At 50.4% G+C, this 26816-nt stretch carries 29 protein-coding genes; 20 read left to right on the top strand and 9 right to left on the bottom strand.

The window, feature by feature from the left end; genetic code table 11:
• The first annotated feature begins 196 nt into the window (after positions 1-196).
• Complete coding sequence (locus Z042_RS17440) at positions 197-1258, top strand: AI-2E family transporter (RefSeq protein ID WP_024913225.1); 1062 nt, start codon at positions 197-199, stop codon at positions 1256-1258.
• A 95-nt stretch (positions 1259-1353) separates the two neighbouring features.
• Here Z042_RS17440 and Z042_RS17435 read toward each other — a convergent pair whose 3' ends face one another.
• From Z042_RS17435 to rne, 7 genes are all read right to left on the bottom strand, one after another.
• Positions 1354-1974, bottom strand: coding sequence for a LuxR C-terminal-related transcriptional regulator (locus Z042_RS17435; protein WP_024913226.1), 621 nt, complete (start codon positions 1972-1974; stop codon positions 1354-1356).
• 209 nt (positions 1975-2183) lie between these two features.
• Positions 2184-3296: an N-methyl-L-tryptophan oxidase gene (gene solA, locus Z042_RS17430; protein WP_024913227.1), complete on the bottom strand. Its 1113-nt coding sequence runs from the start codon at positions 3294-3296 to the stop codon at positions 2184-2186.
• 125 nt (positions 3297-3421) lie between these two features.
• Positions 3422-3676 (bottom strand): biofilm formation regulator BssS, encoded by a 255-nt coding sequence (gene bssS / locus Z042_RS17425; protein WP_024913228.1) that lies wholly within the window; start codon positions 3674-3676, stop codon positions 3422-3424.
• 189 nt (positions 3677-3865) lie between these two features.
• Entirely contained in the window at positions 3866-4144 is a 279-nt protein-coding gene (locus tag Z042_RS17420) for a hypothetical protein (RefSeq protein WP_024913229.1), read from the bottom strand.
• 135 nt (positions 4145-4279) lie between these two features.
• On the bottom strand, positions 4280-4519 hold the full coding sequence (gene dinI, locus Z042_RS17415) for a DNA damage-inducible protein I (RefSeq protein ID WP_024913230.1): 240 nt from the start codon (positions 4517-4519) through the stop codon (positions 4280-4282).
• 73 nt (positions 4520-4592) lie between these two features.
• A complete protein-coding gene (gene pyrC, locus Z042_RS17410) occupies positions 4593-5642 on the bottom strand; it encodes a dihydroorotase (RefSeq protein ID WP_024913231.1) in 1050 nt (349 codons plus the stop codon).
• Positions 5643-5859: 217 nt separating this feature from the next.
• Positions 5860-9099 carry a ribonuclease E gene (gene rne / locus Z042_RS17405; RefSeq protein ID WP_024913232.1) on the bottom strand — a complete coding sequence of 1080 codons (3240 nt, stop codon included), beginning with the start codon at positions 9097-9099 and terminating at the stop codon, positions 5860-5862.
• 554 nt (positions 9100-9653) lie between these two features.
• Between rne and rluC the strand changes: the two genes are divergently transcribed.
• The gene (gene rluC, locus Z042_RS17400) at positions 9654-10613 is read left to right on the top strand and encodes a 23S rRNA pseudouridine(955/2504/2580) synthase RluC (protein ID WP_024913233.1); all 960 of its coding nucleotides are present in this window, start codon (positions 9654-9656) and stop codon (positions 10611-10613) included.
• A 6-nt stretch (positions 10614-10619) separates the two neighbouring features.
• Here the strand turns inward: rluC and Z042_RS17395 are convergent, their stop codons facing one another.
• Positions 10620-11201 carry a Maf family protein gene (locus Z042_RS17395; RefSeq protein ID WP_045784799.1) on the bottom strand — a complete coding sequence of 194 codons (582 nt, stop codon included), beginning with the start codon at positions 11199-11201 and terminating at the stop codon, positions 10620-10622.
• A gap of 142 nt (positions 11202-11343) precedes the next feature.
• Between Z042_RS17395 and yceD the strand changes: the two genes are divergently transcribed.
• From yceD to ptsG, 14 genes are all read left to right on the top strand, one after another.
• A complete protein-coding gene (yceD, locus tag Z042_RS17390; protein ID WP_024913235.1) occupies positions 11344-11865 on the top strand; it encodes a 23S rRNA accumulation protein YceD in 522 nt (173 codons plus the stop codon).
• A gap of 16 nt (positions 11866-11881) precedes the next feature.
• Positions 11882-12049, top strand: coding sequence for a 50S ribosomal protein L32 (rpmF, locus tag Z042_RS17385; RefSeq protein ID WP_004943042.1), 168 nt, complete (start codon positions 11882-11884; stop codon positions 12047-12049).
• Between the two features lie 12 nt (positions 12050-12061).
• Positions 12062-13096, top strand: a complete 1035-nt coding sequence (gene plsX / locus Z042_RS17380) for a phosphate acyltransferase PlsX (RefSeq protein ID WP_024913236.1) — start codon at positions 12062-12064, stop codon at positions 13094-13096.
• A gap of 6 nt (positions 13097-13102) precedes the next feature.
• Positions 13103-14056 carry a beta-ketoacyl-ACP synthase III gene (locus Z042_RS17375; RefSeq protein ID WP_024913237.1) on the top strand — a complete coding sequence of 318 codons (954 nt, stop codon included), beginning with the start codon at positions 13103-13105 and terminating at the stop codon, positions 14054-14056.
• A gap of 18 nt (positions 14057-14074) precedes the next feature.
• Positions 14075-15004: an ACP S-malonyltransferase gene (fabD, locus tag Z042_RS17370; protein ID WP_024913238.1), complete on the top strand. Its 930-nt coding sequence runs from the start codon at positions 14075-14077 to the stop codon at positions 15002-15004.
• A gap of 11 nt (positions 15005-15015) precedes the next feature.
• Entirely contained in the window at positions 15016-15750 is a 735-nt protein-coding gene (fabG, locus tag Z042_RS17365) for a 3-oxoacyl-ACP reductase FabG (protein WP_024913239.1), read from the top strand.
• 154 nt (positions 15751-15904) lie between these two features.
• Positions 15905-16141, top strand: a complete 237-nt coding sequence (acpP, locus tag Z042_RS17360) for an acyl carrier protein (RefSeq protein WP_004719003.1) — start codon at positions 15905-15907, stop codon at positions 16139-16141.
• 81 nt (positions 16142-16222) lie between these two features.
• A complete protein-coding gene (fabF, locus tag Z042_RS17355; RefSeq protein ID WP_037406848.1) occupies positions 16223-17464 on the top strand; it encodes a beta-ketoacyl-ACP synthase II in 1242 nt (413 codons plus the stop codon).
• 155 nt (positions 17465-17619) lie between these two features.
• Entirely contained in the window at positions 17620-18417 is a 798-nt protein-coding gene (pabC, locus tag Z042_RS17350; protein WP_024913241.1) for an aminodeoxychorismate lyase, read from the top strand.
• 13 nt (positions 18418-18430) lie between these two features.
• The gene (gene mltG, locus Z042_RS17345) at positions 18431-19456 is read left to right on the top strand and encodes an endolytic transglycosylase MltG (RefSeq protein WP_024913242.1); all 1026 of its coding nucleotides are present in this window, start codon (positions 18431-18433) and stop codon (positions 19454-19456) included.
• Positions 19446-20084, top strand: coding sequence for a dTMP kinase (tmk, locus tag Z042_RS17340; protein WP_024913243.1), 639 nt, complete (start codon positions 19446-19448; stop codon positions 20082-20084). Before mltG ends, tmk begins: the two co-directional genes overlap by 11 nt.
• The gene (holB, locus tag Z042_RS17335; protein WP_024913244.1) at positions 20084-21091 is read left to right on the top strand and encodes a DNA polymerase III subunit delta'; all 1008 of its coding nucleotides are present in this window, start codon (positions 20084-20086) and stop codon (positions 21089-21091) included. The genes tmk and holB overlap by 1 nt, the downstream gene beginning before the upstream one ends.
• 14 nt (positions 21092-21105) lie before the next feature.
• Positions 21106-21894: a metal-dependent hydrolase gene (locus tag Z042_RS17330; RefSeq protein WP_024913245.1), complete on the top strand. Its 789-nt coding sequence runs from the start codon at positions 21106-21108 to the stop codon at positions 21892-21894.
• Between the two features lie 422 nt (positions 21895-22316).
• Entirely contained in the window at positions 22317-23750 is a 1434-nt protein-coding gene (gene ptsG / locus Z042_RS17325) for a PTS glucose transporter subunit IIBC (protein WP_024913246.1), read from the top strand.
• Between the two features lie 83 nt (positions 23751-23833).
• Here the strand turns inward: ptsG and Z042_RS17320 are convergent, their stop codons facing one another.
• The gene (locus Z042_RS17320) at positions 23834-24115 is read right to left on the bottom strand and encodes a hypothetical protein (RefSeq protein WP_081758458.1); all 282 of its coding nucleotides are present in this window, start codon (positions 24113-24115) and stop codon (positions 23834-23836) included.
• A 419-nt stretch (positions 24116-24534) separates the two neighbouring features.
• Here Z042_RS17320 and hinT point away from each other — a divergent pair, with 419 nt between their 5' ends.
• From hinT to thiK, 4 genes are all read left to right on the top strand, one after another.
• Positions 24535-24885 carry a purine nucleoside phosphoramidase gene (hinT, locus tag Z042_RS17315; protein ID WP_024913248.1) on the top strand — a complete coding sequence of 117 codons (351 nt, stop codon included), beginning with the start codon at positions 24535-24537 and terminating at the stop codon, positions 24883-24885.
• A 12-nt stretch (positions 24886-24897) separates the two neighbouring features.
• Entirely contained in the window at positions 24898-25290 is a 393-nt protein-coding gene (locus Z042_RS17310; RefSeq protein ID WP_024913249.1) for a YcfL family putative periplasmic lipoprotein, read from the top strand.
• Between the two features lie 86 nt (positions 25291-25376).
• Positions 25377-25955 carry a penicillin-binding protein activator LpoB gene (gene lpoB / locus Z042_RS17305; protein ID WP_024913250.1) on the top strand — a complete coding sequence of 193 codons (579 nt, stop codon included), beginning with the start codon at positions 25377-25379 and terminating at the stop codon, positions 25953-25955.
• The gene (gene thiK, locus Z042_RS17300) at positions 25942-26808 is read left to right on the top strand and encodes a thiamine kinase (RefSeq protein ID WP_024913251.1); all 867 of its coding nucleotides are present in this window, start codon (positions 25942-25944) and stop codon (positions 26806-26808) included. The genes lpoB and thiK overlap by 14 nt, the downstream gene beginning before the upstream one ends.
• Positions 26809-26816 lie beyond the last annotated feature (8 nt).

Here is a 26816-nt window from a genome sequence, read left to right as displayed (position 1 = left end):
ACGTAAATATCGATGCATTGAATGGGGATTAATTCAATCACTACTATATCCATTATTTAGTATGCTAAGAAAAATCAGGGATTATCTTATTTTACTCAGATTAATGGCGGTGATTTCTCTGCGCCAGGGAAGAAGAATTTGCTACCATAGTACTCATCAATGGCTCACTTGGGCCGGTTTTACGTAAGGAAGCCTCATGAGCAGTTTTGAATTCAATAACCGTAAACTTCACTTGATCATGATGTTGGCGATGCTGGTGATTATTCTGGCCGGAATCAAGGCTGCTGCGGAGATTGTGGTGCCTTTTCTGTTGGCGGTGTTTCTTGCCATTGTGCTTAACCCGCTGGTGGTATGGCTGGAGCGTTGCAGAGTACCCAGAGCTTTGAGCGTAATGTTACTGGTGATCACGGTTGTTGTCTTGTTGCTAATGCTTATTGGCACGCTGGGTTCCTCTTTGAATGAGTTTGCTCGTTCGCTGCCGCAGTATCGCGGCGTGATGTTAGAAAAAGTGCGTGAACTGCAATATTATGCTGAGCGTTTCAATATCGACATTACGTTCTCTGCGGATGCGGTGGTCAAATTTGTCGATCCGGGTGCAACGATGAACCTGGTCACTCGTCTGCTAAGCCATCTTTCTGGCGCCATGATCAGTATTTTTCTGTTACTGATGACAGTGGTATTTATGTTATTTGAAGTACAGTTCCTGCCTTACAAATTACAGCAGGCGTTGAACAAACCCGATGAGGGTATGGCTGCTATCCAACGTGCTCTGAAAGGAGTGACACATTATCTGGTGATCAAAACAGCTATCAGTCTGGTCACGGGGTTGATTGTCTGGGGATTCCTGAGTTGGGTTGGTGTCCGGTTTGCCTTTATCTGGGGCATGATGGCTTTTCTGCTTAATTTTATTCCCAATATCGGCTCTGTGATCGCCGCAATACCACCGCTGATTCAAGCTTTGCTGTTTAACGGCTTTGCCGATGCGATGGTGGTGCTGGGAGGATATATTCTGATTAACCTGGTGATTGGCAACATTCTGGAGCCGCGCATCATGGGGCGGGGATTAGGGCTTTCTACGTTGGTGGTGTTCCTTTCCCTGATATTCTGGGGGTGGTTGATGGGGGCGGTGGGAATGTTGCTCTCGGTGCCATTGACCATCATTGTCCGTATTACGTTAGAAACGATGGATGGTGGGCATAAATTGGCGGTGATTCTGGGTGATGGCAGAGCTGTCAAAGAAAAGATCACACCAGAGTGAGAATATTGCGGATTTGTCGTACTTCAAGGGGATATTTCCCCTTGAATGATGCCCGTCAGCGCCAATCATTAACAGTCCATTGTTCGTTGCGATTTTTATACAGCAACCAGATTCAGAGGGGAATGATTGAGTGTTGTTGGATAGAAATAACGTAGCACATTATACAATGTATAAAATTCCAGCCGGTTGCGGGTATAAGTTTTTTCCATGATATGGCGTTTATGTACATACACGGTATGCGTGCTGATTTGGAGCTTTTTCGCTATGTGATAGTTTGCTGTTTCCGCCAGCCAGTATTTCATCACTGCCAATTCCTGTGGGCTGAAAAGCGAATATTTATGATTATTATCCACCAGTGCTGTGGTATTTTTGCGCAACGAGCGTAATACACAGGCTAAAATTGTTTTGCTGAACAAGAAAGCATTATCAGTTATACGTATGGGTTTTTCACTGTAAGGGTAGGGCGTTTCCAGGTAAATATGCAGTGTCGAGCTTTGAGTTGCGTTTATAAATGCTTCTAGCAGAAGATTGTTTTCAGAATGACGGCAGTAGTTCGTCAAATTCACCAAGATATGGCTTGGCTGAAAATTAGCCAATAAAAGAAGAGCAGCATCAATACTTTGGCTGCATCTCACTGAGGTAAAGATATTATCCGTAAAGTGGCTGGCAATGCCTAAACGAGTGAAACAGCATGCATCCACAATCAGCAATTTCATGGTAACGTCCTTGTTAGTAACGCAAAAACCGAATATTCACAAGGAGTTAGGATAGTCCTTGTTCCCTTATGGGATCAATTCGGAAATCCAGGCGTAATGGATGGTGCACTCTGTTTATATAAAGTTATTTATATATATCGAGATTGATAATGAGCTATTGCGGACTTTTAACCTGCAACTGAGATAAATAGCGAGTTGCAGGGAAGGGATTAAAAGCGTTGCAGGCTGAAAGGGGCAATGTTTAATGGTGGCATTTTATCCTGTGCGAACAGTGCTGCAATTTCGCCCAATACACTGGCAAATTTAAAACCATGGCCACTCAAACCAGTGATGACCATCAGTTGCTTACAGCTCGGTAAAGTGTCGATGATGAAGTCCTCATCAGGGCTCATGTCATAACTGCAAGCTTCACCATGTAAACAGACACCCACACCAGGTAGAAATTGGCGAAGAAAACCGAATACCTCAGCACCATCGCCAGCCATCGTGCCAAAAGGCTGACGCTGCTCTGGCGTTTCAATGAGTTGGCCGCCATCGTGTTTACCCACTTTTAAACCATCATTATCCGATGGGAAACCATAATAGCGGCAGCCATCTTGGGCTTCGGCGGTAAAGGCGGGGAAGCGGTTGTTTTCGCTGTAACGGCCATCAGCTTGATGCCAAGAGAAAACTTTTCGCAGGGATGTTATTGGCAACTGTGGCAACAGGTTTTTTACCCAGGTTCCTGCGGTGATCACAGCTTTACGGGCTTGAAAGCGCCCTTCAGTTGTTATGACGGCTACTCCGCCTTCGATTTGCTCTATTGCACTGACCTGGCAATTGAACAATTGAGCACAGCCTGCTTCTTTGGCCAACCTGATATAACTGGCAACGGCTAATTCAGAACGTAAAATGCCGGCATCCGGTTCGAATATGCCGATATAGCCTTCAGGCGCATTAAATTCGGGCCAACGTTGCCTGATTTGCTCCAGATTCAGCACTTGTGTGTTGAGATTGAAATTTTTCGCACTGTGCTGCGCAGTGTTAATAAATCGGGAATCCGGTGGGCCCATATTGAGCACGCCACAGGAGTGAAACAATTTTTCACCACTTTTTTGTTCCAGCGCATTCCATAGGGCTTGAGCTCGCAGAATGAGTGGAACGTATTTTTCACCTTCGCCGTAAGCATGACGGATGATGCGTGTATCACCGTGATGGCTGCCGTTACGGTGTGGCGGTACTGCTCGGTCAATCATAAGCGTTTTGAGGCCATTGCGGGTGGCGTAGTAGCCAGCAGCAGCACCGACGGAGCCACTACCCACGATGATTAAATCATATTCCACGTACCTTTCCTTCTTTGTTGTGTCTGTTTTTATAACCGCATTTGTTCATAGCAATGTACTTGCTGTGCACAAAAGAAAAAAGCGCCAGATCACTGCTGGCGCTTTAGGAGGGGGTAATATATGAATCAGTGTTTTCTTCTATCAAGGTCGTGGTAATCCGTTGATTCTATTTTTGCAATGCCAGCCTCTAAGATATTGATCAATTGGCGGGCTACATCTGTGGTTAGCCAAAGCGTTCGATCCACTTGAGCTTCTTCAGCTGTTTGGTCTAGAGAAGACAGGTAATGAAGACGAATCATCATGGCATTATAAACATCGACAGTACTGATATCCCAGCCAACTAACGGATGTGTCTGAATTACTTCATCATTTCTGTCCATAAAGACCCCTTATCAAGTAGTGACTAACATGAGTTACTAACGAGGATCAATGCGGCCCATCACCAGGGTGAGCCTTTACAGTATACGCACCCCAGCTTTACTGTGGGGGTTTTCCTACGATTTATAAAAAATAAATATTTGTTTGAACAATTGTCTGGCAAACGAGCGGCGAACCATGCAGTACAAATACTATTCTATAACGGGTGGTATGATTTGATGGCGAGTATGGCTTTCTAATTCGGTAGCCAAATGGGCAAAGTGTTTTTGCGTCTCGGCGTCTCGGCTTTGATTTTGTGCCTCAAGTTTCAGGCTATGGATCAGTAAGTGGTTGGCTTTATCGTCCAAACTAAAGGCAAGGTAAGAAAAAGCAATCTCAAGCACATTCAAGCGCCTTTTTTGATCGGCAATTAATGCTATCAGTTCCCCAAAAGTCATTACCTCTTCAGGTTTGCCTTTATTTGGAGCCATGCAGAATACCTTTTGTGAAGATGCAGCACGTTCACTTATTACAGACTAGATACCGTGTTTGTTCCAGCAAAATTCTGATAATGACAAAAACAAAAAAGCCGGAGAGCGACCTCCGGCAACAACAGCATTGCAGTGTTATTCTGCATCGAACCAATCGTCGGCACTTTCCCAGGTTTCTTGGAGTATTTCCTCAATCAGTTCTTTATCGGTTTTGGCTCCACCCAGTACTGATAACCCATTGGCTCCGGCATAACGTATCTGCACGACGGTATCGGGAAATTGGTGTTTTACCCGTTTACTGAACTCGCTGCTCAGAGCTTCAATAGCCCCTGATGGCAGTGGTTTGGTTTTATCGATAGTGACTTCAATACGCATAATTGCCCCCGAAGTTGTTTACTGTTTATTTATACAGTATCTCATTAACAAGGGCAAGAGCGAAGATGAAAAACTAGCACACAGTTACAGACCAGTGAGTGCTTTCACCGGCCAAGAAAGGCACGAGTGATTCATGGCCAAGCACGATATCTTCCGGTTGCACCACAGGTAAGCGTTGTAGCTCGATAAAATCGTCATTAATCGGCAAGCCATAGAAACGCGGCCCATTGAGCGAACAAAAAGCCTCAAGATGTTCCAAAGCGCCTAGCTGCTCAAAGACAGTAGCATAAGCCGGCATGGCACTCGGGGCATTGAAGACCCCAGCACAACCACAGCTGGCCTCTTTCCTGTGTTTAGCATGAGGAGCAGAATCAGTACCTAAAAAGAACCGCTCAGAACCGCTAGCCACCGCTTTACGCAGAGCCTCCTGGTGGATATTGCGCTTTAGAATAGGCAAGCAGAACAAGTGCGGGCGGATCCCGCCAACCAGCATATGATTGCGGTTAAACATCAGGTGTTGTGGAGTAATGGTGGCACCAAGGAAATGGTTGGCTTCCTGCACATACTGAGCGGCTTCTTTGGTTGTGATGTGTTCGAAAACAATTTTAAGCTCAGGGAATTGTTGGCGGATGGGTTCCATCACCTGCTCGATAAAACGTGCTTCCCGGTCAAAAATATCGATGGCAGCATCGGTGACTTCACCATGGATGAGCAGAGGCATACCAATTTTCTGCATTTGCTCCAGCAGTGGATAAATGCCCTTAATGTCGCTGACACCGTGGCTGGAATTGGTCGTCGCATTGGCAGGGTACAGCTTGGCAGCGGTAAATACCCCTTGCTTGAATCCGTTAACCAGTTCTGCCGCCGCCAGCGAATCAGTTAAATAACAGGTCATTAGGGGGGTGAATTTATGGCCCGCAGGAATAGCCGCTAGAATGCGTTCGCGGTAACTTATGGCGGCAGCGATAGTCGTGATCGGTGGAACCAAGTTTGGCATCACAATCGCTCGGCCAAATACCTGACTGGTATAAGGCAGAACCGTTTTCAGCATGTCATCGTCACGCAGATGGATGTGCCAATCGTCAGGGCGGCGGATTTTCAGGGCTTGAGGTTGTGCAGTCATGTCGCAAAGCTCCGGCGGTCAGAAAAGTATTGTGATAAAAGCGAATAATTGAGGGTTATTCACGCCGGGGTGTAAGCATAAGCGTAAAGCGCTTGTGATGCATCTGTTTGTTAAGGGTAAGTTGAAATCAGTTAGCCGAAGAGGCGTTGAGTTTTTCTTGTGCCAATAAAAAACCCGCCAAGAAGGCGGGTGTATTTACTCGTACAGTAGTAATGACTTAGTTGCTGACCGGCTGCGGTTTGGTAGCAGGAGCGGTGGCTTGATTCACCGCAGCATGCCCGCCAGCGGAGCCTTTACCGTCAAAATCGAAGGAAGGGCGCTGCCAGTCGCTGTGCTTCGGTGTTTCAGGCTCATAGGCTGGAGCAGGTGCCTTAGTCATCGGTGCGGTGGCAATATGCTTATAACGCACGTTTGGCTCGGTCTGAACGTGAACCGGCAACTGTTGCTCAACGATCTGTTCTTCCTGTATCAGAGCAGAAACGGTTTCCTGCTCCGGTTGCACGGCTGTCATTTCTACGTTCGGCTGAGTTGCTATTATTTCTACCGAAGCCACTGTGGTTGCTGAAACTTCAACTTCTACTGGTGCCTCAACCGAAGTTTCAGCCATTTGTGCAACCTCTTCAATCAATGAAGTAGGGATGACTGGAACCTCAGAGATTGCTTCCGCAGATGCCTGAACTGTTTCGAGAGGTGGCTCTACGGACTCTACCACCTGTTGAACGTCAATAACTTCCGGCTGTGCTTCTTGTACCAGAGCAGTAATATTAGCCACGGCGGCTATGTTGGCAGGAACCATAACATTATTTGCTACGATCTCGGCCGATTCAGTTGGAAGCTCGGTTTGCTGAACCGCTTGTGTAGCTTGAGTGACAGGGTAACGTAACCATACTTTACCTGATGCCATTTCCGGCGATGCAAAAGCACCCGCTAACGGCATTGGCGCTTGAACAGGATAACGCTCATCACGATAGCGACGGCGGCGCTGCCCACTGACACGTAAATGCCGTGGTGAGCGGCGTGAGCGGCGCGGCATGCCGTTTTCACCGTTAGCGCGGTTATCTGATGCATTATCCTCAACCGGGGTGGCAATGGTTTCAGGCAGCAGTTTCACGCTTTCTTCAATCACAGCAATATGAGGTATTGCTGCTACCACAGCGGGAACTTTTGGTGCTAGCAGTTCTTCCGCTGCACGATGCAGTTCTTCTTCCGCAGACAGCACGCGCACTTTCTGCGACAGTGGGCGACGCTGACGGCGCTGTGTGGGCTGATGATGACGTTCTTCCTGCCCTTCATCATTGGCTACATCACTATCAGCGCTTTCCAGCACTTTGACATCTTGCTGGGCTTGGCGTTTTTCTTCATGACGGCGACGTTGGCGTTCGGCGCGTTGCTCGCGACGTTGTTGTTGCTCATCACTCTGCGCTTTAGCGGCTTCGTCAGTTTGTACTTCGTTGGCAACTGACGTATTTTGCTGCGCGTTACGACGATTGTTACGACGCTGCTCATCACGGTTCTCACGCGGTTCGCGACCTTCACGGTTTTCACGTGGCTCACGATTATCACGATCTTTCCGCTCTCCACGATCGCTACGTTCTTTACGCCCGGTGTTTTGACGACGCTGACCACGGCGATCTTGGCGGCGGTTGTCACTATTTTCCGTTTTGGCTGTTTCAACCGCTTGAGTTTCTGCTTTTGGCTCTTCTTCACTGGCGAAGAAGGATTTCAGGCCACCAAACAGGCGGCTCAGTAAGCCTGGTTTTGCTTCTGCTGCAACAGGAGTTGCAGAAGGGGCTGCGACTGTGGTGGCAGGTCTGGCAACCGCAGGTTCTTCAGCGAGTGGCGCAGCATCCGCAGCCAGAGAGAAAGAGGCAAGAGCAGGTTGCTCTGGGCGCTTGCGCTCCATTGGTGTTTCTTCCAACGGTTGCGCCATTTCTTCTTCGTGCAGTTTCGGCAGCAGATAGCTCAAGGTTGAGGTTTCTTCACCCTTGCGTACACGCAGAACCGAATAATGCGGAGTTTGCATTTGGTCGTTAGGTACGATGATTGCTCTCACACCGCCCTGACGTTTTTCGATCGCACTGACAGATTCACGTTTTTCGTTCAGCAGGTATGAGGCCACCTGGACGGGAACGATAGCATGAACTTCTTTGGTGTTTTCTTTTAGCGCTTCTTCTTCGATCAGGCGCAGGATGGACAGCGCCAGTGATTCGTTATCACGGATGGTTCCCGTACCGCTACAGCGTGGGCAGACGTGGTGGCTGGACTCCCCCAATGATGGGCTGAGGCGCTGACGCGACATTTCCAGCAAACCAAAACGCGAGATACGGCCAATCTGGATGCGGGCACGATCTTGACGAACCGCATCGCGCAGACGGTTTTCCACTTCACGCTGATGGCGCACCGGGGTCATATCGATAAAATCGATGACAATCAGGCCGCCCAGGTCACGCAGGCGTAATTGGCGGGCAATTTCGTCTGCGGCTTCCAGGTTGGTATTAAACGCGGTTTCTTCGATATCACCGCCGCGGGTGGCTCGTGCAGAGTTAATATCAATAGCGGTCAACGCTTCCGTGGTATCGATAACGATAGAACCACCGGATGGCAGACGCACTTCACGCTGGAATGCCGACTCGATCTGCGATTCAATTTGATAGTGGCTGAACAGAGGGATTTCGCCGCTGTACAGTTTTATTTTGCTGCTGAAATCCGGGCGCCCCAGAGCCGCAATGTGCTCTTTGGCCAGATCGAGAACTTTTGGGTTGTCGATCAGTATTTCGCCAATATCCGGGCGCAGATAATCGCGGAAGGCACGCACGATAACGTTGCTTTCCTGATGGATCAGGAACGGGGCAGGACGGCCTTCGGCCGCCTTTTTGATTGCTTCCCAATGCTTCAGGCGGAAGGAAAGATCCCACTGTAGCGCATCGGCGGATTTACCGACGCCGGCAGTACGGACGATCAGCCCCATGCCGTCAGGCAATTGCAGCGAAGAGAGGGCTTCTTTCAGTTCTGTACGATCATCACCCTCAATACGGCGGGAAATGCCCCCGGCGCGTGGGTTATTCGGCATCAGCACCAAATAGCTGCCTGCCAGGCTGATGAAGGTGGTCAAGGCAGCGCCTTTGTTGCCACGTTCTTCTTTATCTACCTGAACGATAACTTCCTGGCCTTCGCGCAGCACATCTTTGATGTTTGGGCGACCATGGGAAGAATAATTGCTGGGGAAATATTCGCGAGCGATTTCTTTCAGGGGGAGGAAACCATGTCGTTCTGCGCCGTAGTCCACAAACGCTGCTTCAAGGCTGGGTTCAATACGAGTGATTTTGCCTTTATAAATATTCGCTTTTTTCTGTTCATGGCCTGGGCTTTCAATATCCAGGTCATACAACCGCTGCCCATCTACAAGAGCAACACGCAACTCTTCCTGCTGAGTTGCGTTAATCAACATTCTTTTCATCTTAACTTACTCGTTATTTTTACATTATCGACAAAGCTGCGGGCAAAATAACCTCATGGCCAGGTTAAAAACCGAAAACCCCGTGTCTTCTCGCAAAGCCGTCAACCTCCCGGTTGTCGCTTGCATAGGGGCGCATTATCTCGGTAAGCCTGTATTTCTTTGTGAAAACAGCGCTTTTGACTCAGGGAATAGCCTCTGATTTACGTCGACAGATCTGATTCCATTTGCCGGCCAAGCTGCAACCCGCAGCCCGCTAATTGTTTGATTTCACATTACGTCTTACGCCATTGCTGCGTTTTTGTGTCACCAGACAAACTGTATAATTCCGCAATTACCCTTGTTTCAACGGGAATCAGCACGGAAAGTTACATCATTATTCCATTCCTGACACCGTTATAGCAAGGTGACTTTTCCTTAACTGAGGAGGAAATCGCAAACGTTCAAACTGGCTTGCTGCCTTATTGTTCGCTGTAATTTCTCCCGCAGCCAGAATGACAGTTAAGCACATAAAAAGAGGTGGCGCTATTTACTCGCTCTATTTAGAATCCCGCCTCATGAAAACGAACAATCCCGCAGTACAATTAATTACGATTTCTGACGATGAAGCTGGTCAGAGAATCGACAACTTTTTGCTTTCCCGCTTGAAAGGCGTGCCAAAGAGCATGATTTATCGCATTGTGCGTAAAGGCGAGGTGCGGGTGAATAAAGGCCGTATCAAGGCAGAATACAAGCTGGTGGCCGGCGATGTGGTGCGAGTGCCGCCGGTGCGCGTGGCTGAACGCGAAGATGCGCCGGTTTCAGCCAAACTGGAGAAAGTGGCAGCGTTGGTTGATTGTATCCTTTATGAGGACGAGCATGTATTGCTGCTGAACAAACCCTCTGGTACGGCGGTACACGGCGGCAGTGGCCTGAGTTTTGGCGTGATCGAAGGGCTGCGTGCGTTGCGGCCAGAGGCGCGTTTTCTGGAACTGGTACATCGTCTGGATCGTGATACGTCTGGTGTGCTGATGGTAGCGAAAAAACGTTCCGCGCTGCGTTCACTGCATGAACAACTACGCCTTAAAGGTATGCAGAAAGATTATCTGGCCTTGGTGCGCGGCCAGTGGCAGTCGCATTGTAAGGCGGTTCAGGCACCGTTGTTAAAAAACATTCTGCAAAGTGGCGAACGCATTGTCCGGGTCAGCAGCGAGGGCAAACCATCAGAAACCCGTTTCAAGGTGGAAGAGCGCTTTACGCATGCCACGCTGGTGAAAGCCAGCCCGATCACCGGGCGTACTCACCAGATCCGCGTGCATACCTTGCATGCCGGGCACCCCATTGCTTTTGATGATCGTTATGGCGACCGGGAATTTGATCGCCAGTTGGCGGGCACTGGGCTGAAACGCCTGTTCCTGCATGCAGCCGCATTACGTTTTGAACACCCAGCCACCGGCGAAACGATGCGTATCGAAGCGCCGATGGATGAGGAATTACGGCATTGCTTACAGGTTTTGCGTAAACAGTCCGCCCAGTAACCTCTATTAATTCAGCGGGTTGACACCTTCAGCCCGCAACATGTCCAGCAATGCGATCAGCGGCAGGCCAACCAGCGCATTTGGATCGCGCCCTTCAAGCCGTTCAAACAGCGCAATGCCCAAGCCTTCACTTTTGAAACTGCCAGCACAGTTGAGCGGTTGCTCCAAATGTACGTAGGTGGCGATTTCGACATCGCTCAGTAGCCGGAAATGAACATGGAAGGGTTCACATAACGCCTGTAACTGCTTGCTGTGGCTATTATAAAGTACCAGGCCGGTATAAAAAGTGACCTTCTGGCCGCTGGCCAGGCGCAGTTGCAGGCGGGCATTTTCTTCCGTGTGCGGCTTGCCGGTGATATTACCGTTGATGACGCAGACTTGATCGGAGCCGATAATCAGGTGATCAGGGTAAGCGATGGCAAGCGCCCGGGCTTTTGCCGTGGCGAGCCTTAACACTAAAGCTTCTGCACTTTCGTCAGCCAATGGTGTTTCATCCACTTGCGGTGCTGCGCAAATAAAAGGCAGATGTAATTTCTCCAACAGCATTTTGCGGTAGGTTGATGTTGAAGCAAGTAATATTCTTGGCATAATTTTTTTTCGCAAACCGTAGCGTAAATAAGGCGACCATTTTAAACTGTCGGCCGCTGTGGAAGCGAATATTGGTGAAAGGTGCCGTTTTACGGCCTTTTTCTTTGACTCTATGTCGTTACAAAGTTAATATGCGCGCCCTATGCAAAAGGTAAAATTACCCTTGACCATTGATGCGGTACGTACCGCTCAGAAACGTTTGGACTATGTTGGTATCTATGCGTCTGAGCAGGTGACACGTGTTGCCGAATCCGTGGTCAGTGTGGACAGCGATGTTGAGGTTGCTTTGTCGTTTGATATCGACAACCAGCGCCTTGCGGTGATAACAGGGCAGGCGGACGTCGCGGTAACGCTGATGTGCCAACGCTGTGGTGTTACATTTGAACATCATGTCCATACAACGTATTGTTTTAGCCCGGTCGTCACTGATGAGCAGGCTGAGGCATTACCGGAAGCGTACGAACCGATCGAAGTTGACGAATTTGGCGAAGTCGATCTGTTGGCAATGATTGAAGATGAAATTATTCTCTCACTGCCTGTCGTTCCGGTACATGAATCTGAACACTGTGAAGTGTCCGAAGCGGACATGGTCTTTGGTAAACTGCCTGCAGAGGCGGAGAAACCAAATCCGTTTGCCGTATTAGCCAGTTTAAAGCGTAAGTAATTGAGGAGTAAGGTCCATGGCCGTACAACAAAATAAACCAACCCGTTCCAAACGTGGTATGCGTCGTTCACACGATGCGCTGACCACCACCACTTTGTCTGTAGATGCGACTTCTGGTGAAACTCATCGTCGTCACCACATCACTGCCGACGGTTTCTACCGCGGTCGCAAGGTTATCGGCTAAGTTAGCGATACCTTGAATCGTCTAACCCTGGCGTTAGATGCTATGGGCGGGGATTTTGGTCCCTGCGTCACAGTGCCTGCTTCATTGCAGGCACTGGTCTCTAATTCACAGCTTCATCTCTTGCTCGTCGGCGATCCCGACATCATCTCTCCTTTACTTGCCAAAGCCGATCCGCTGCTGCTGGAACGTTTGCAAGTCGTACCCGCTGAGTCTGTTATTGCCAGCGATGCCAAACCTTCACAAGCGATCCGCGCCAGCCGTGGTACTTCCATGCGCATTGCGTTGGAATTGATTAAAAATGGAGAAGCGCAGGCGTGTGTCAGCGCAGGCAATACCGGGGCTTTGATGGGGTTGGCCAAGTTACTGGTAAAACCTCTGGATGGCATCGAGCGCCCAGCCCTGGTAACGGTGCTCCCGAACCAACAGCGTAGTAAAACCGTGGTGTTGGATCTGGGGGCCAACGTGGAGTGTGACAGCACAATGCTGGTGCAGTTTGCGGTAATGGGGGCAGTGATGGCGGAAGAGGTGTTGGGAATTGCACAGCCCCGCGTGGCGTTGCTCAACATCGGTGAAGAAGAGACTAAAGGTTTAGATAATATCCGCGAAGCCGCGGTAGTGCTAAAGAATACTCCAACAATCAACTATATTGGTTATCTGGAGGGAAACGATCTGCTCACCGGTAAAACCGATGTTATGGTCTGTGATGGCTTTGTGGGTAACGTTACCCTAAAAACCATGGAGGGTGTGGTAAGGATGTTCTTATCGCTGCTGAAGTCATCTCCAGAAGGGGGCAGGCAGGCCTGGTGGTTGAAATGGTTGGGCCGGTGGTTGCAAAGAAGAGTGGCAAAGCGTTTCGGCCATCTGAACCCCGACCAGTATAATGGCGCATGTCTGTTAGGATTGCGGGGTTCCGTAATCAAAAGCCACGGCGCAGCGAACCAAAATGCGTTTGCGGTTGCAATCGAACAGGCTGTGCAGGCGGTGCAGCGGCAAGTTCCCAACAGAATTGCTGCGCGCCTTGAAGCTGTATTACCCAAGAGTGACTGATCGTACATGTATACAAAGATTCTCGGTACGGGGAGTTATCTACCCGTACAAGTGCGCACCAACGCCGACTTAGAAAAAATGGTGGATACGTCTGACGAGTGGATTGTCACGCGTACCGGTATCCGTGAACGTCGTATTGCTGCTGCCGATGAGACTGTGGCAACTATGAGCTTCCATGCCGCTAGCCGCGCCATGGAAATGGCCGGTGTGGCTAAAGAAGATATTGGCTTGATCGTGGTGGCGACCACCACCTCAAGCCACGCGTTTCCAAGCTCTGCCTGCCAGTTGCAGCAGATGTTGGGTATTGCGGATTGTGCTGCTTTCGATATTGCTGCTGCCTGTGCTGGTTTTACCTATGCCTTGAGCGTGGCCGATCAGTATGTAAAAAATGGTGCAGTAAAACATGCCCTGGTGATTGGCTCTGACGTGCTGTCACGGACGTTAGATCCGGAAGATCGCGGCACCATTATTTTGTTCGGTGACGGAGCGGGTGCGGTACTGCTGGGGGCATCTGAAGAGCCTGGTATTATCTCAACACATCTGCATGCAGATGGCCGCTATGGCAATTTGCTGGCACTGCCGAACAAGGATCGCCAGAATCCAGAACAACCGGCCTATGTCACCATGGCGGGTAATGAAGTGTTCAAAGTGGCAGTGACTGAACTGGCACATATTGTTGATGAAACACTGAAAGCCAATGAATTGGATCGCAGTGAACTGGATTGGCTGGTGCCGCATCAGGCCAATCTGCGAATCATCAGCGCGACAGCAAAAAAATTGGGTATGGGGATGGAGAAAGTGGTGGTGACGCTGGATCGTCACGGTAACACCTCTGCTGCCTCGGTACCTGCTGCGCTTGATGAGGCCGTGCGCGATGGGCGTATCCAGCGTGGTCAACTGGTGTTGCTGGAAGCGTTTGGCGGCGGCTTTACCTGGGGCTCGGCGCTGGTTCGATTTTGATTTAACAGGAAGATAAAAATGACGCAATTTGCTTTTGTTTTTCCAGGTCAGGGCTCACAAACCGTTGGCATGCTGGCCGATTTGGCTGCACAGTTTCCAATCGTAGAACAGACTTTCAGCGAAGCTTCTTCGGTTTTAGGCTATGACCTGTGGCAACTGGTGCAGCAAGGCCCGGTGGAAGAACTGAACAAAACCTGGCAGACCCAGCCAGCTCTGCTGGCCGCGTCTGTTGCGATCTTTCGCGTCTGGCAGCAGCAGGGCGGTAAAGCTCCTGCAATGATGGCAGGTCACAGCTTGGGCGAATATTCGGCGCTGGTGTGTGCCGGTGTACTGGAGTTTGCTGCGGCAATCCGTTTGGTTGAACTGCGGGGTAAATTGATGCAGGAAGCTGTACCGGAAGGTACTGGTGCCATGTACGCCATCATTGGTCTGGACAACGAAGCCATTGTCAAAGCCTGTGAGGAATCTGCACAAGGGCAGGTAGTCTCGCCAGTGAACTTCAATTCACCAGGGCAAGTGGTTATTGCAGGTAACAAAGAAGCGGTTGAACGCGCAGGGGTTGCCTGTAAAGCTGCCGGTGCCAAACGGGCGCTGCCGCTGCCGGTAAGTGTGCCTTCGCATTGTGCTTTGATGAAACCTGCCGCTGATAAACTGGCGGTAGCGTTGCAGGATGTGGCATTCAATACGCCGCAGATTCCTGTGCTCAACAATGTTGATGTTCGTGCTGAAACTGCGCCAGACGCTATCCGCAGTGCGCTGGTGCGCCAGTTGTATAGCCCTGTGCGCTGGACTGAAAGCGTGGAATTCATGGCGGCAGAAGGCATTGTCTCATTGCTGGAAGTGGGGCCAGGTAAAGTGCTGACCGGTCTGACCAAACGCATTGTTGATACCTTGGCGGCGGCTGCGCTCAATGATACGGCGACTCTGTCAGCAGCGCTTGGACAATAAAGAGGAAAACAATGAGCTTCGAAGGAAAAGTTATTCTGGTCACTGGTGCAAGCCGTGGCATTGGCCGGGCTATTGCAGAATCATTTGCGGCCCGTGGGGCTAAAGTCATCGGTACTGCCACCAGTGAAAGCGGTGCGCAAGCGATCGGCGACTATCTGGGTGAGAACGGCAAAGGGTATATGCTGAACGTGGTGGATGCGCAATCCATAGACAGCGTATTGAAATCGATTCGTGAAGCATTTGGCGAAATCGACATTTTAGTGAATAATGCCGGGATTACGCGTGATAACTTGCTGATGCGCATGAAGGATGATGAGTGGCAGGATATCTTGGAAACGAATCTGACCTCGGTATTCCGTCTGTCAAAAGCGGTAATGCGAGCTATGATGAAAAAGCGGTTTGGCCGTATCATCACCATCGGATCTGTTGTAGGTACCATGGGTAATGCAGGGCAGGCTAATTACGCGGCGGCTAAAGCTGGTCTGATAGGTTTTAGTAAGTCTTTGGCACGTGAAGTTGCTTCACGTGGCATTACGGTCAACGTCGTGGCACCTGGCTTTATTGAGACGGATATGACACGGGCGTTGACAGAAGATCAACGCGCAGGCATTTTGACTCAGGTTCCGGCTAACCGGCTTGGGGATGTTAAAGAAATTGCCAGCGCTGTTGCATTTTTAGCCTCTGATGAGGCTGGCTACATTACCGGTGAAACGTTACATGTCAATGGCGGCATGTATATGATTTAATAAATGCGAAAACTATTTGCGTTATTTGGGGCAAAAACCGCAAAATAGCGTAAAATCGTGGTTTGACCAGCCGGGATTTAGTTGCATCTTTTTCAACATTTTATACACTACGAAAACCATCGCGAAAGCGAGTTTTGATAGGAAATTTAAGAGTATGAGCACTATCGAAGAACGCGTTAAGAAAATCATTGTTGAGCAACTGGGTGTTAAACAGGAAGAAGTTTTAAATAACGCTTCTTTCGTTGAAGATTTGGGCGCTGATTCTCTTGACACCGTTGAGCTGGTAATGGCTCTGGAAGAAGAATTCGACACCGAAATTCCAGATGAAGAAGCTGAGAAGATCACTACTGTGCAGGCGGCTATTGATTTCATCAACGCTAGCCAGCAGTAAGCGAACATATCTAGGCGGTCATTCGACCGCCTAAGTTTTTTCTATCCCGAGTGTCATATTTTCCCTCCTTGGAGGACAAACGTGTCTAAGCGTCGAGTAGTTGTGACTGGACTGGGCATGTTGTCTCCTGTCGGCAATACGGTAGAGTCCACATGGAATGCCCTTCTTGCCGGTCAGAGTGGCATCAGCCTGATCGACCATTTCGATACTACTGCCTATGCAACGCGTTTTGCTGGCTTAGTAAAGAATTTCAATTCTGAAGATTTCATCTCGCGAAAAGATGCACGCAAGATGGATGCTTTCATTCAATACGGCATCGCTGCTGGCATGCAGGCCATGCAGGATGCTGGGCTGGAAATCACCGAAGCTAACGCTACCCGTATTGGTGCGGCTATTGGTTCCGGTATCGGCGGCCTGGGGTTGATTGAAGAAAACCATAGCTCACTGGTTAACGGTGGCCCACGGAAAATCAGCCCGTTCTTTGTGCCTTCAACCATTGTCAACATGATTGCTGGGCATCTGACCATCATGTATGGCATGCGTGGGCCAAGTATTTCTATCGCCACTGCTTGTACCTCAGGCGTGCATAACATCGGCCATGCGGCGCGTATCATTGCCTATAACGATGCTGATGTGATGCTGGCCGGTGGTGCCGAAAAAGCCAGCACCCCGCTGGGTGTGGGGGGGTTTGGTGCGGCGCGTGCGCTTTCTACCCGTAACGACAGTCCACAGGCGGCAAGCCGCCCTTGGGACAGAGATCGCGACGGTTTCGTGCTGGGTGATGGTGCCGGTATGATGGTGCTGGAAGAGTATGAACACGCGAAAAAACGCGGCGCGAAGATTTACGCAGAAGTTGTCGGTTTCGGTATGAGCAGCGACGCCTATCATATGACGTCACCGCCAGAAAACGGTGCGGGTGCTGCGCTGGCGATGGAAAATGCGCTGACTGATGCAGGTGTGACAGCGTCACAAATTGGTTATATCAATGCGCATGGTACGTCGACACCCGCAGGTGACAAAGCCGAAGCACAAGCCGTGAAATCGGTATTTGGCAGCGATGCTCAACGTGTGATGGTCAGTTCCACCAAATCGATGATCGGCCATCTGTTAGGGGCTGCGGGAGCGGTTGAGTCAATCTTTACCGTGCTGGCATTGCGTGATCAGGTTGTGCCACCCACCATTAATCTGGATAACCCGGACGAAGGTTGCGATCTGGACTTTGTGCCGCATGAAGCACGTCAGACGAAAGATATGGAGTATACCCTGTGTAACTCCTTTGGCTTTGGTGGTACTAACGGCTCGTTGATTTTCCGTCGTGTGTAGTTAATTTATCCTGAAGCTGATGCAAGCCCGGTTTATATCTACCGGGCTTTTTTTTATCGCGTTGGGTAGACAGAAATCTCCGCTGGTTGCTCTCCGGCTGCGAGCGTTCCAGGTGCCTGTTATGCTGTAATAAATATCCACAGTGAGGGGGAAGCATGTACTGGATCAATGGGCAACAGCAGAATACCTTGATACCCAGCGATCGGGGTTTGCAGTTCGGTGATGGGTGTTTTACCACCGCCAGGATCGTTGAAGGCGAAATCGATCTTTTACCCTGGCATATCGAACGGATGCAACAGGCGGCTCAACGTTTGCTGCTGCCAGCCGTCGATTGGCTGGCGTTTGAACGTGAAATGGTGTGTGCGGCAGAATCAATCCCGCTGGGCGTGGTCAAAGCGATACTGACGCGTGGTAGCGGTGGGCGTGGTTATAGCCCGCAAGGTTGTGAGCATCCCACGCGTATTATTTCGCGCAGCAGTTACCCACAGTACTATCTGCAATGGCGTGAACGGGGGATCAATTTGGTATTAAGCCCGGTTCCGTTGGCCCGCAATCCTTTATTGGCCGGGTTGAAGCACTTAAATCGCCTGGAGCAGGTGCTGATTCGTGCGCATCTTGATCAGGCTGATGCTCATGAGGCACTGGTGCTTGACACAGCCGGTATGCTGGTGGAATGCTGTGCGGCTAATTTATTCTGGCGTAAGGGAAAAGCGGTTTTTACTCCAAACCTGGAACAGGCAGGCGTTGCCGGGTTGATGCGCCGACGGGTGATCGCGTTATTGGTTGGTAGTGAGTATCAATTGCACTGTGTCAGTGAACCGCTGGAAACGCTGGCCGATGCTGACGAGGTTCTGGTGAGCAATGCTTTAATGCCATTGTTGCCCGTGAATAACGCACAATCATGGTGTTACCATTCGCGCCAACTGTATGATTTTTTGCGCCCACACTGTTAATGATGGCTGAGTAATGAAGCGAAACAAGCTAAAGATTATGTTGTTGATTCCTGTTCTGGTTCTGGCCTTGCTGTTTTGGGGCTACCAGCAGGTTAAACACTTTGCAGATACGCCGCTGGCTATTACGCAAGAGACTCTCTTCAAACTGCCTGCCGGGACGGGCCGAGTTGCACTGGAAGGCTTACTGGTGCGTGATAAACTGATCCACAGTGGCCGTTGGTTCCCTTGGCTGTTGCGTCTTGAACCTAAATTAGCAGAGTTTAAAGCCGGGACTTATCGTTTCACGCCGGGGATGACGGTGCGTGACATGCTGAAGCTGCTGGCGAGTGGTAAAGAAGCGCAATTCAGTGCGCGTTTTATCGAAGGTTCACGCCTGAGCGATTGGCTGCAAGTACTGCAACAGTCCAAATATATCAAACATACTCTGGCAGATAAGACGGAGGCGGAAATTGCCGTGGCGCTGGGGTTGCCAGTGGGTGCCAGCCTTGAAGGGCGCTTGTATCCTGATACTTATCTTTATACCGCAGGCACTAGCGATCTGGCGTTGCTGAAACGCTCTCATCTGCGTATGTACAAGGCGTTGCAGGATATCTGGCATGGGAGAGAGGCCGATCTACCGTATAAAACGCCCGATGAACTGCTGATTATGGCCTCGATCATCGAAAAAGAAACGGCGATGCCGGAGGAGCGCACCAAGGTGGCTTCGGTATTTGTCAATCGCTTGCGTATGGGGATGCGTTTGCAGACCGATCCAACCGTGATTTACGGTATGGGAGACGGCTATACTGGCAACATCACCCGTAAAGATCTGGAAACCCCAACGCCATACAATACTTATGTGATCAGCGGGTTGCCGCCAACGCCAATTGCCATGCCGAGTTTGGCTTCATTGGCAGCCGCAGCCAATCCAGAAAAAACGTCTTATCTGTATTTTGTCGCCGATGGCAAGGGGGGGCATACGTTTACCACCAATCTGGCCAGCCACAATCAGGCGGTGCGCGTATACCGCCAAGTGTTAAAGGAAAAGAATGAAAGGTAAATTTGTGGTTATCGAAGGGCTGGAGGGGGCAGGGAAAACCACTGCGCGCAACACGATTGTTATGGTGCTGAATGAGCAGGGCATCAACGATATCGTGTTTACCCGTGAGCCAGGCGGTACACCTTTGGCGGAAAAGCTGCGCGACCTGTTTAAACGTGGCACTGACGGTGAACTGCCGACTATCAAAGCAGAAGTGCTGATGCTATACGCCGCCCGGGTACAATTGGTTGAAACCGTGATTAAACCGGCGTTGGCACGTGGTGCCTGGGTGATTGGCGATCGCCACGACCTCTCCTCGCAAGCTTATCAGGGGGGTGGCAGAGGAGTTGATCCACAGTTGATGGCCTCGTTGCGTGATACCGTATTGGGTGATTTTCGCCCGGATTTAACCCTTTATCTCGATTTGCCGCCAAAGGTCGGGCTACAGCGCGCGCGGGCGCGCGGTGAGTTGGATCGTATCGAGCAGGAAGCATTGCCTTTCTTCGAGCGCACCCGTGAGCGCTACCTGCAATTGGCTACGCAAGACAGCACTATTGTGACCGTTGATGCCGCACAATCTTTGGAACAGGTCACCAGCGCGATTCGCCAAGTGGTTTCACACTGGTTGCAACAGCAGGAAGAGGCATAATGGATTGGTACCCGTGGCTGAACACCTCTTATCGCCAACTGATCGGGCAATATGCTGCTGGCCGTGGTCACCATGCTTTATTATTGCATGCTGCTCCAGGCAATGGCGATGAAGCTCTGCTTTATGCATTAAGCCGCTGGCTGCTCTGCCAGCAGCGTAACGGTGGGAAAAGCTGCGGGGAATGCCATAGCTGCCGGTTAATGTTGGCCGGCAACCATCCGGATTATCATGTGCTGGCGTTGGAAAAAGGTAAAAGCAGCCTGGGTATTGAACCTATTCGCCAGGTGATAGAAACCCTTTATTCACACGCGCAACAGGGCGGTGCGAAAGTGGTCTGGTTACCACAGGCCGAACTGCTGACCGAAGCCGCTGCCAATGCGCTGCTGAAAACCTTGGAAGAACCACCTGCTAATACGTTCTTCCTGCTGGCCTGCCGCGAACCTGCACATTTGCTGGCAACGTTGCGTAGCCGTTGCTTTTACTGGCATCTTGCGAACCCTGACGAAGCATTCAGTCTGCAATGGCTGAACCGTTTGTCGCCAAGAAATCCTGCCGATTGTGTTACTGCTTTGCGGTTGCATGATGGTGCGCCGATTGCTGCCGAACAGTTATTGCAGCCGGAGCACTGGCAGCAGCGTATGGCGTTGTGTTCGGTGCTGAATACCGCTTTGCCGCAGCAGGATATGTTGCTGTTATTACCGGCTCTGAATCATGACAATGCTGCGGAACGGCTGCATTGGTTGTCTGCTTTACTGGTGGATGCCATGAAATGGCAACAAGGCGCGGCAAGCTATGTTGTGAATCAAGATCAGCAACCGTTGATACAGCAACTGGCCAACCGTTTGAGCAGCACTTCATTGCAGCAGATCGTGCAACAATGGCTTCATTGTCGCCATCAATTGCTCAATGTTGTTGGCGTAAACCGCGAACTATTGCTCACTGAACAGTTACTTGGCTGGGAGCAGATGTTAGGCTCCGCCGGTTATTCACCACCCCACTCGTTGTAAAAGAGTTTATTACTATGTTGTTAGTCGATTCTCATTGTCATCTTGATAGCCTGGATTTTGTTGCACTGCATCAGAACGTTGATGATGTCTTGGCCAAAGCCAAAGCACGGGATGTTGGTTATGTTTTAGCGGTTGCCACAACGCTGCCGGGTTATCAGGCCATGACCCAGTTGATAGGCACACGTGATGATGTGGCCTTCTCCTGTGGTGTCCATCCGTTGAACCTGGAAGAAGGGTACGATTATGCTGAACTGCGCCGTTTGGCGGCGGCAGAGCAGGTGGTTGCATTAGGCGAAACCGGGCTGGATTATTTCTACCAAAAAGACAATATTCCGTTACAGCAGGAGTCTTTTCGCCAACACATCCGTATTGGGCGGGAACTCAACAAACCGGTGATTATCCACACGCGCGATGCCCGTATAGACACTTTAGCTATTCTGCGCGAAGAGAATGCGCAGGAGTGTGGAGGAGTATTACACTGCTTCACTGAAGATCTTGCCACAGCCAAGACATTGCTCGATTTGGGCCTGTATATTTCTTTTTCTGGGATTGTCACTTTCCGTAATGCAGAGCAGCTGCGCGAAGTTGCGCGCTATGTGCCTTTAGATCGCATACTGGTGGAAACCGATTCACCTTACCTTGCCCCGGTGCCACATCGAGGTAAAGAGAATCAGCCTGCGTATGTACGTGATGTTGCTGAATATCTTGCTGTCTTGAAGGGCGTGAGCCTGGAAACACTGGCTGAAACGACCACCGCCAATTTTTTACGCTTATTTCACCTCAAACTCTCATCTTTCGCCTAGTCTTAGGTATCCTTTTTGCATTTCAAGCAAAGAGGAGCCGCTGTTTGTGTATCCATTACGTCTCGTTTGGTTGGGTTGTTGCCAGCCGAGGCGTGCAGTGTTAACTGCAATGATTGATGAGAAATAATTCTTTTTAAGCTCGTAATTAATGATTGAAATGGGAAGTATCCCTTCTCATTTCATGGTGATGTTTAGCTTATTTTCTATCATTTTTATGGAAAAACGGCGGTTTATAGAAAAGGCGACGGCTTCATTCATTGAAACGTGACTGCCGTCAAACATTATTCAGGGTATTTATTTTACTCTGCGTAATAATTCAAGGGGTGCTCAGACACCCCGAATTGCAGGGTTTTTCTCCCCCCTTGCAACGCGAAGATTCGCGAGAAGTAGCAAAGCACCATTACTCAGGAGCACACTTAATTATGTTTAAAAATGCATTTGCAAACCTGCAAAAAGTAGGTAAATCGCTGATGCTGCCGGTATCCGTCTTGCCTATTGCAGGTATTCTGCTGGGCGTCGGTTCCGCCAATTTCAGTTGGCTGCCATTGGTAGTCTCTCACGTGATGGCAGAAGCTGGCGGGTCTGTATTCGCTAATATGCCGTTGATTTTTGCTATTGGGGTGGCTTTAGGCTTCACGAATAACGACGGCGTTTCTGCTTTAGCAGCAGTAGTGGCTTACGGCATCATGGTAAAAACCATGGCGGTGGTTGCTCCGCTGGTTCTGCATCTGCCTGCCGAGGAGATTGCCGCCAAACACCTGGCGGATACCGGTGTGCTTGGGGGAATTATCTCCGGTGCTATCGCTGCCTATATGTTCAACCGCTTCTTCCGCATTCAGTTGCCGGAATATCTGGGCTTCTTTGCCGGTAAGCGTTTTGTGCCGATCATTTCTGGTCTGGCGGCTATCATTCTGGGTGTGATCCTGTCCTTCATCTGGCCACCTATCGGTACCGCGATCCAGACATTCTCACAATGGGCTGCTTATCAGAACCCGGTAGTGGCGTTTGGTATCTATGGCGTTGTTGAACGTGCTCTGGTGCCGTTTGGCCTACACCACATCTGGAACGTCCCATTCCAGATGCAGATTGGTGAATTCACCAACGCGGCAGGTCAGGTGTTCCACGGTGATATTCCACGCTATATGGCGGGTGATCCAACCGCGGGTATGTTGTCCGGTGGTTTCCTGTTTAAAATGTATGGCCTACCTGCTGCGGCAATTGCCATCTGGCACTCAGCCAAGCCAGAAAACCGTGCCAAAGTCGGCGGTATCATGATCTCCGCTGCGTTGACCTCGTTCTTGACCGGTATCACCGAGCCAATCGAGTTCTCCTTTATGTTCGTTGCACCGATCCTGTATGTGATCCATGCGATTCTGGCCGGTTTGGCGTTCCCAATCTGTATTCTGCTGGGGATGCGTAACGGCACCAGTTTCTCGCATGGCCTGATCGATTTCATCGTACTGAGCGGTAACAGCAGCAAAATCTGGTTGTTCCCTATTGTCGGGATTATTTATGGGCTGGTGTATTACAGTATCTTCCGGGTGCTGATTGCGAAACTGGATCTGAAAACGCCTGGGCGTGAAGATTCAGCCGCCGATCAGGTTGCACAAGGGGGCACTGAAATGTCGGCAGCATTGGTACAGGCTTTTGGCGGTAAAGGAAATATTACCAACCTGGATGCTTGCATCACCCGTTTGCGCGTTAGCGTGGCTGATGTATCCAAAGTTGATCAGGCAGGGCTGAAGAAACTGGGGGCTGCGGGCGTTGTCGTTGCAGGCTCAGGGGTTCAGGCCATCTTTGGTACCAAGTCTGATAACCTGAAAACGGATATGGATGAGTACATCCGTAACCATTGATTCAGGCTGGGGAGCTGATGGGGAGGCAAAAGCCTCCCTTTTTTTATGGTGTTCCGGCAACGGTTGGGCTGCCGAGCCAGCGCTTAATGTTGAGTATTTTGCGGCATGGAAGTATGGCTGTCAGTCAGCGCTTTTTCATCTTCAGAAATGCTGCCCGAGTTCATGGCCCAGACACCTTCCTGGGTTTTGGTAACCAGTTGGTGGGAGGCATTTAGATCTTCCCCCACTTTGGCGATATGGTTTGACTCTACATCGCCAGAGTTGGTGGCCCATGGAATGGCCTGATCATTGGCTTGTACGATGCCGCACCACAGCGTTAACGGCAAAGAGAGAAGCGTTGCATTGATAAGGATTTTCAGTTTCATGATATCAGCGTCCAATCATGCTCATTGCCAGAGTGCAATGACGGTAACAGGTATGGTTTTGAGGGAGGGATACCTTCAGCTCAACCAATAATCGGCTGGCGGCAGGTATTCACGGTTAGCCCTATGTTCTAACTGTAGGACTTCTCTTGTTCATCGCTGGCGATGTATTGTAAATAGGGGCAGCTATGTTGTTCTGAATATGTTTATTTGTTGCTCAGGAAATAATTTGCTTTATGACGGCATTACTCTAGAAGAAAGCGGATGATTGACGGCCTACATGCTCTGAAAACCACGCCATAACCGTATGCCAGGGCGATTCTGCTTTATCATTCAACGTGGGAAGTGCGCAATGAGGTTGAAAGCAGTAGGATTTGTCACTCATACTGCGTGAGTCTTTTATATTGCACAAGGAGTTCGAGATGGCCGAAGAAACCATTTTCAGTAAAATTATCCGCCGTGAAATTCCTGCTGATGTGGTCTATCAGGATGAGCTGGTCACCGCGTTTCGTGATATTGCGCCACAGGCACCCACCCATATTTTGATCGTACCGAATGTATTGATCCCAACGGTAAATGACGTCACTGCTGAGCATGAAGCCGCGTTGGGGCGTTTGATCACCGTCGCCGCCAAAATTGCCGCGCAGGAAGGTATTGCTGAAGATGGCTACCGTTTAATCGTCAATTGTAATCGTCATGGTGGGCAGGAGGTCTATCATATTCATATGCACCTCGTTGGTGGGCGCGTACTGGGCCCACTGTTACCACGTTAATTGAGGGTGACCATGCGCTATCCCCATATCATAGGTTGTTTGATGGCGCTGGCGCTCCCAGCCGTGATGCTGTTGGGGTGCAGTAGCCCACAGGGTATCGCGGTTAATGAACGGCAAGCGGTAGTGATGGAGGCAACGTTGCTGAACGCAGGTATTTTGGCGGATAATCCGTCGCTTATCACGGTTTCAGGGCGAATGCAGGCCACTTCGGTGCTGAGTAACACTCAAAACATGCCGGTGACGGTGCATTACCGTTTCTACTGGTATGGCAAACAGGGGCTTGAGATTCTGCCGGTTGAACAGCCACGTAGCGTCACTGTTGCAGCACATTCAGATATTCAGGTTCATTCAGAGAATGATCACCCTGAAGCTCAGCGTGTGCGTTTGTATCTGTACCCTGAATAACTCAAGTGGCAGGACAACCAATCTATCTGCAACGTGAAGTATGACGGGGATCTTCTAATAAGCTTTGGGTTCCGTTGAGAGGAATAATGAAAAAGTATCTGTTTGTGGCGTTGGCCGCGTTAGTGTTGACTGGCTGCCCATCGCGCCCGCCAGAGCCGCCACAACCGCCGGTCACCGTTGAACCGGTTCCGCAACCTGAGCCAGAAGCGCCACCACCGCCATTGGAGCCGGTGCCGCAGCCACCGAAACTCCAGCAGCTTGATTGGTTGGGCAGCGTGCAACCGCTAGTTAATAACATGCTGCAAGCTGAAGGTGTGACACCGGGAAGCGTGCTGCTGTTAGACAGCGTGAAAAATAGCACCAATGGCTCATTGCAGATCGGTAATGCCACTGCGGCACTGCACCAGGCGCTAGCTGCCAATCAGACCTTCGCTATTGTACCGGAAGCGCAACTGGCCAGTGCCAAGCAAACGCTTGGTCTGCCCGCGGAGGATAGCCTGGGATCACGCAGCAAAGCCATTGGCCTGGCGCGTATCGTTAATGCGCAGTATGTGTTGTATAGCGACGTCAGCGGCGATGTAAAATCTCCAACCCTGGACATGCAACTGATGCTGGTGCAAACCGGTGAAATCGTCTGGTCGGGTAACGGTGATGTCAAGCAGTGAAGTGCAGCTGCGGCAATTACTCAGTCATGGGCTACCGGCGGTGAATACCGCCGGTTGTCGTTTCAGCCAGGTGCAAGGGCTGACTGGTGAAAGCTGGCGGATCGAAGGTGACGGAATACACTTGCTGGCACGCCAGCAGACCAAGGATAAATATGCTCTGGGCGTTAGTCGTTGCCGTGAAGGGAGTGTGCTGAAACAGGCTGGGCAAGGCATTGGGCCGCAGGTTCTGCTGCAAACGCCTGGCTGGTTAATTTTGGAATGGCTTGCTGGCGATAAGGTGAGTGACTCGGTTTTCCTGGCTTTCAATGAAACAGGGAAACTGGCGGCCTTGATTGTTCAGTTGCATCAACAACCATTGAGCGGTTATCGGCTGAATCTGCAAGGGCAGTTTGCCCGCTACTGGCAGCAACTTGATCGGCGGCGGCTTACCCCAACCTGGCTGCGCTGGCAGCAGGTTTTTATGCAAAACAGACCGCCGCAGCCGTTAATGTTGGCGCCATTGCACATGGATATTCATTCCGGCAATCTGTTGGTACAAGGGCAGCGGCTCAGGTTGATTGACTGGGAGTATGCCGCTGATGGCGATATTGCGCTGGAATTGGCCGCGCTGTTTCGCGCCAATCAATTTTCACCTGCGGCACAGCAAAGTTTTTTGCGCCACTATGTACGGCAGGGATATGCAGGTCTACCGCAACTGTTGGCACAGGTGCAACGTTGGTTACCGTGGGTGGATTACCTGATGCTGATGTGGTTTGAAGTTCGCTGGCAACAGAGTGGCGATCGGGCGTTTTTGCGCTGGGGGGATGCGTTGTACCGGCGTTTTTGTTTACCCTTCCATACCCAGGCAACTTGAAGTATGAC

Origin of the sequence: Chania multitudinisentens RB-25 (assembly GCF_000520015.2) — a bacterium.
Taxonomy (GTDB): Bacteria; Pseudomonadota; Gammaproteobacteria; order Enterobacterales; family Enterobacteriaceae; genus Chania; species Chania multitudinisentens.
Note: the sequence above shows the minus strand (reverse complement) of the source record. Positions and strands in the feature narration are given on the sequence as shown.

Excerpts from the sequence above, each read along its gene's own strand:
- Z042_RS17440 (WP_024913225.1), top strand. The coding sequence starts at position 197 with ATGAGCAGTTTTGAATTCAATAACCGTAAACTTCACTTGATCATGATG.
- Z042_RS17435 (WP_024913226.1), bottom strand. The coding sequence starts at position 1,974 with ATGAAATTGCTGATTGTGGATGCATGCTGTTTCACTCGTTTAGGCATT.
- bssS (WP_024913228.1), bottom strand. The coding sequence starts at position 3,676 with ATGGACAGAAATGATGAAGTAATTCAGACACATCCGTTAGTTGGCTGG.
- Z042_RS17420 (WP_024913229.1), bottom strand. The coding sequence starts at position 4,144 with ATGGCTCCAAATAAAGGCAAACCTGAAGAGGTAATGACTTTTGGGGAA.
- dinI (WP_024913230.1), bottom strand. The coding sequence starts at position 4,519 with ATGCGTATTGAAGTCACTATCGATAAAACCAAACCACTGCCATCAGGG.
- pyrC (WP_024913231.1), bottom strand. The coding sequence starts at position 5,642 with ATGACTGCACAACCTCAAGCCCTGAAAATCCGCCGCCCTGACGATTGG.
- rne (WP_024913232.1), bottom strand. The coding sequence starts at position 9,099 with ATGAAAAGAATGTTGATTAACGCAACTCAGCAGGAAGAGTTGCGTGTT.
- rluC (WP_024913233.1), top strand. The coding sequence starts at position 9,654 with ATGAAAACGAACAATCCCGCAGTACAATTAATTACGATTTCTGACGAT.
- Z042_RS17395 (WP_045784799.1), bottom strand. The coding sequence starts at position 11,201 with ATGCCAAGAATATTACTTGCTTCAACATCAACCTACCGCAAAATGCTG.
- yceD (WP_024913235.1), top strand. The coding sequence starts at position 11,344 with ATGCAAAAGGTAAAATTACCCTTGACCATTGATGCGGTACGTACCGCT.
- rpmF (WP_004943042.1), top strand. The coding sequence starts at position 11,882 with ATGGCCGTACAACAAAATAAACCAACCCGTTCCAAACGTGGTATGCGT.
- Z042_RS17375 (WP_024913237.1), top strand. The coding sequence starts at position 13,103 with ATGTATACAAAGATTCTCGGTACGGGGAGTTATCTACCCGTACAAGTG.
- fabD (WP_024913238.1), top strand. The coding sequence starts at position 14,075 with ATGACGCAATTTGCTTTTGTTTTTCCAGGTCAGGGCTCACAAACCGTT.
- fabG (WP_024913239.1), top strand. The coding sequence starts at position 15,016 with ATGAGCTTCGAAGGAAAAGTTATTCTGGTCACTGGTGCAAGCCGTGGC.
- acpP (WP_004719003.1), top strand. The coding sequence starts at position 15,905 with ATGAGCACTATCGAAGAACGCGTTAAGAAAATCATTGTTGAGCAACTG.
- pabC (WP_024913241.1), top strand. The coding sequence starts at position 17,620 with ATGTACTGGATCAATGGGCAACAGCAGAATACCTTGATACCCAGCGAT.
- mltG (WP_024913242.1), top strand. The coding sequence starts at position 18,431 with ATGAAGCGAAACAAGCTAAAGATTATGTTGTTGATTCCTGTTCTGGTT.
- tmk (WP_024913243.1), top strand. The coding sequence starts at position 19,446 with ATGAAAGGTAAATTTGTGGTTATCGAAGGGCTGGAGGGGGCAGGGAAA.
- holB (WP_024913244.1), top strand. The coding sequence starts at position 20,084 with ATGGATTGGTACCCGTGGCTGAACACCTCTTATCGCCAACTGATCGGG.
- Z042_RS17330 (WP_024913245.1), top strand. The coding sequence starts at position 21,106 with ATGTTGTTAGTCGATTCTCATTGTCATCTTGATAGCCTGGATTTTGTT.
- ptsG (WP_024913246.1), top strand. The coding sequence starts at position 22,317 with ATGTTTAAAAATGCATTTGCAAACCTGCAAAAAGTAGGTAAATCGCTG.
- Z042_RS17320 (WP_081758458.1), bottom strand. The coding sequence starts at position 24,115 with ATGAAACTGAAAATCCTTATCAATGCAACGCTTCTCTCTTTGCCGTTA.
- hinT (WP_024913248.1), top strand. The coding sequence starts at position 24,535 with ATGGCCGAAGAAACCATTTTCAGTAAAATTATCCGCCGTGAAATTCCT.
- Z042_RS17310 (WP_024913249.1), top strand. The coding sequence starts at position 24,898 with ATGCGCTATCCCCATATCATAGGTTGTTTGATGGCGCTGGCGCTCCCA.
- lpoB (WP_024913250.1), top strand. The coding sequence starts at position 25,377 with ATGAAAAAGTATCTGTTTGTGGCGTTGGCCGCGTTAGTGTTGACTGGC.
- thiK (WP_024913251.1), top strand. The coding sequence starts at position 25,942 with ATGTCAAGCAGTGAAGTGCAGCTGCGGCAATTACTCAGTCATGGGCTA.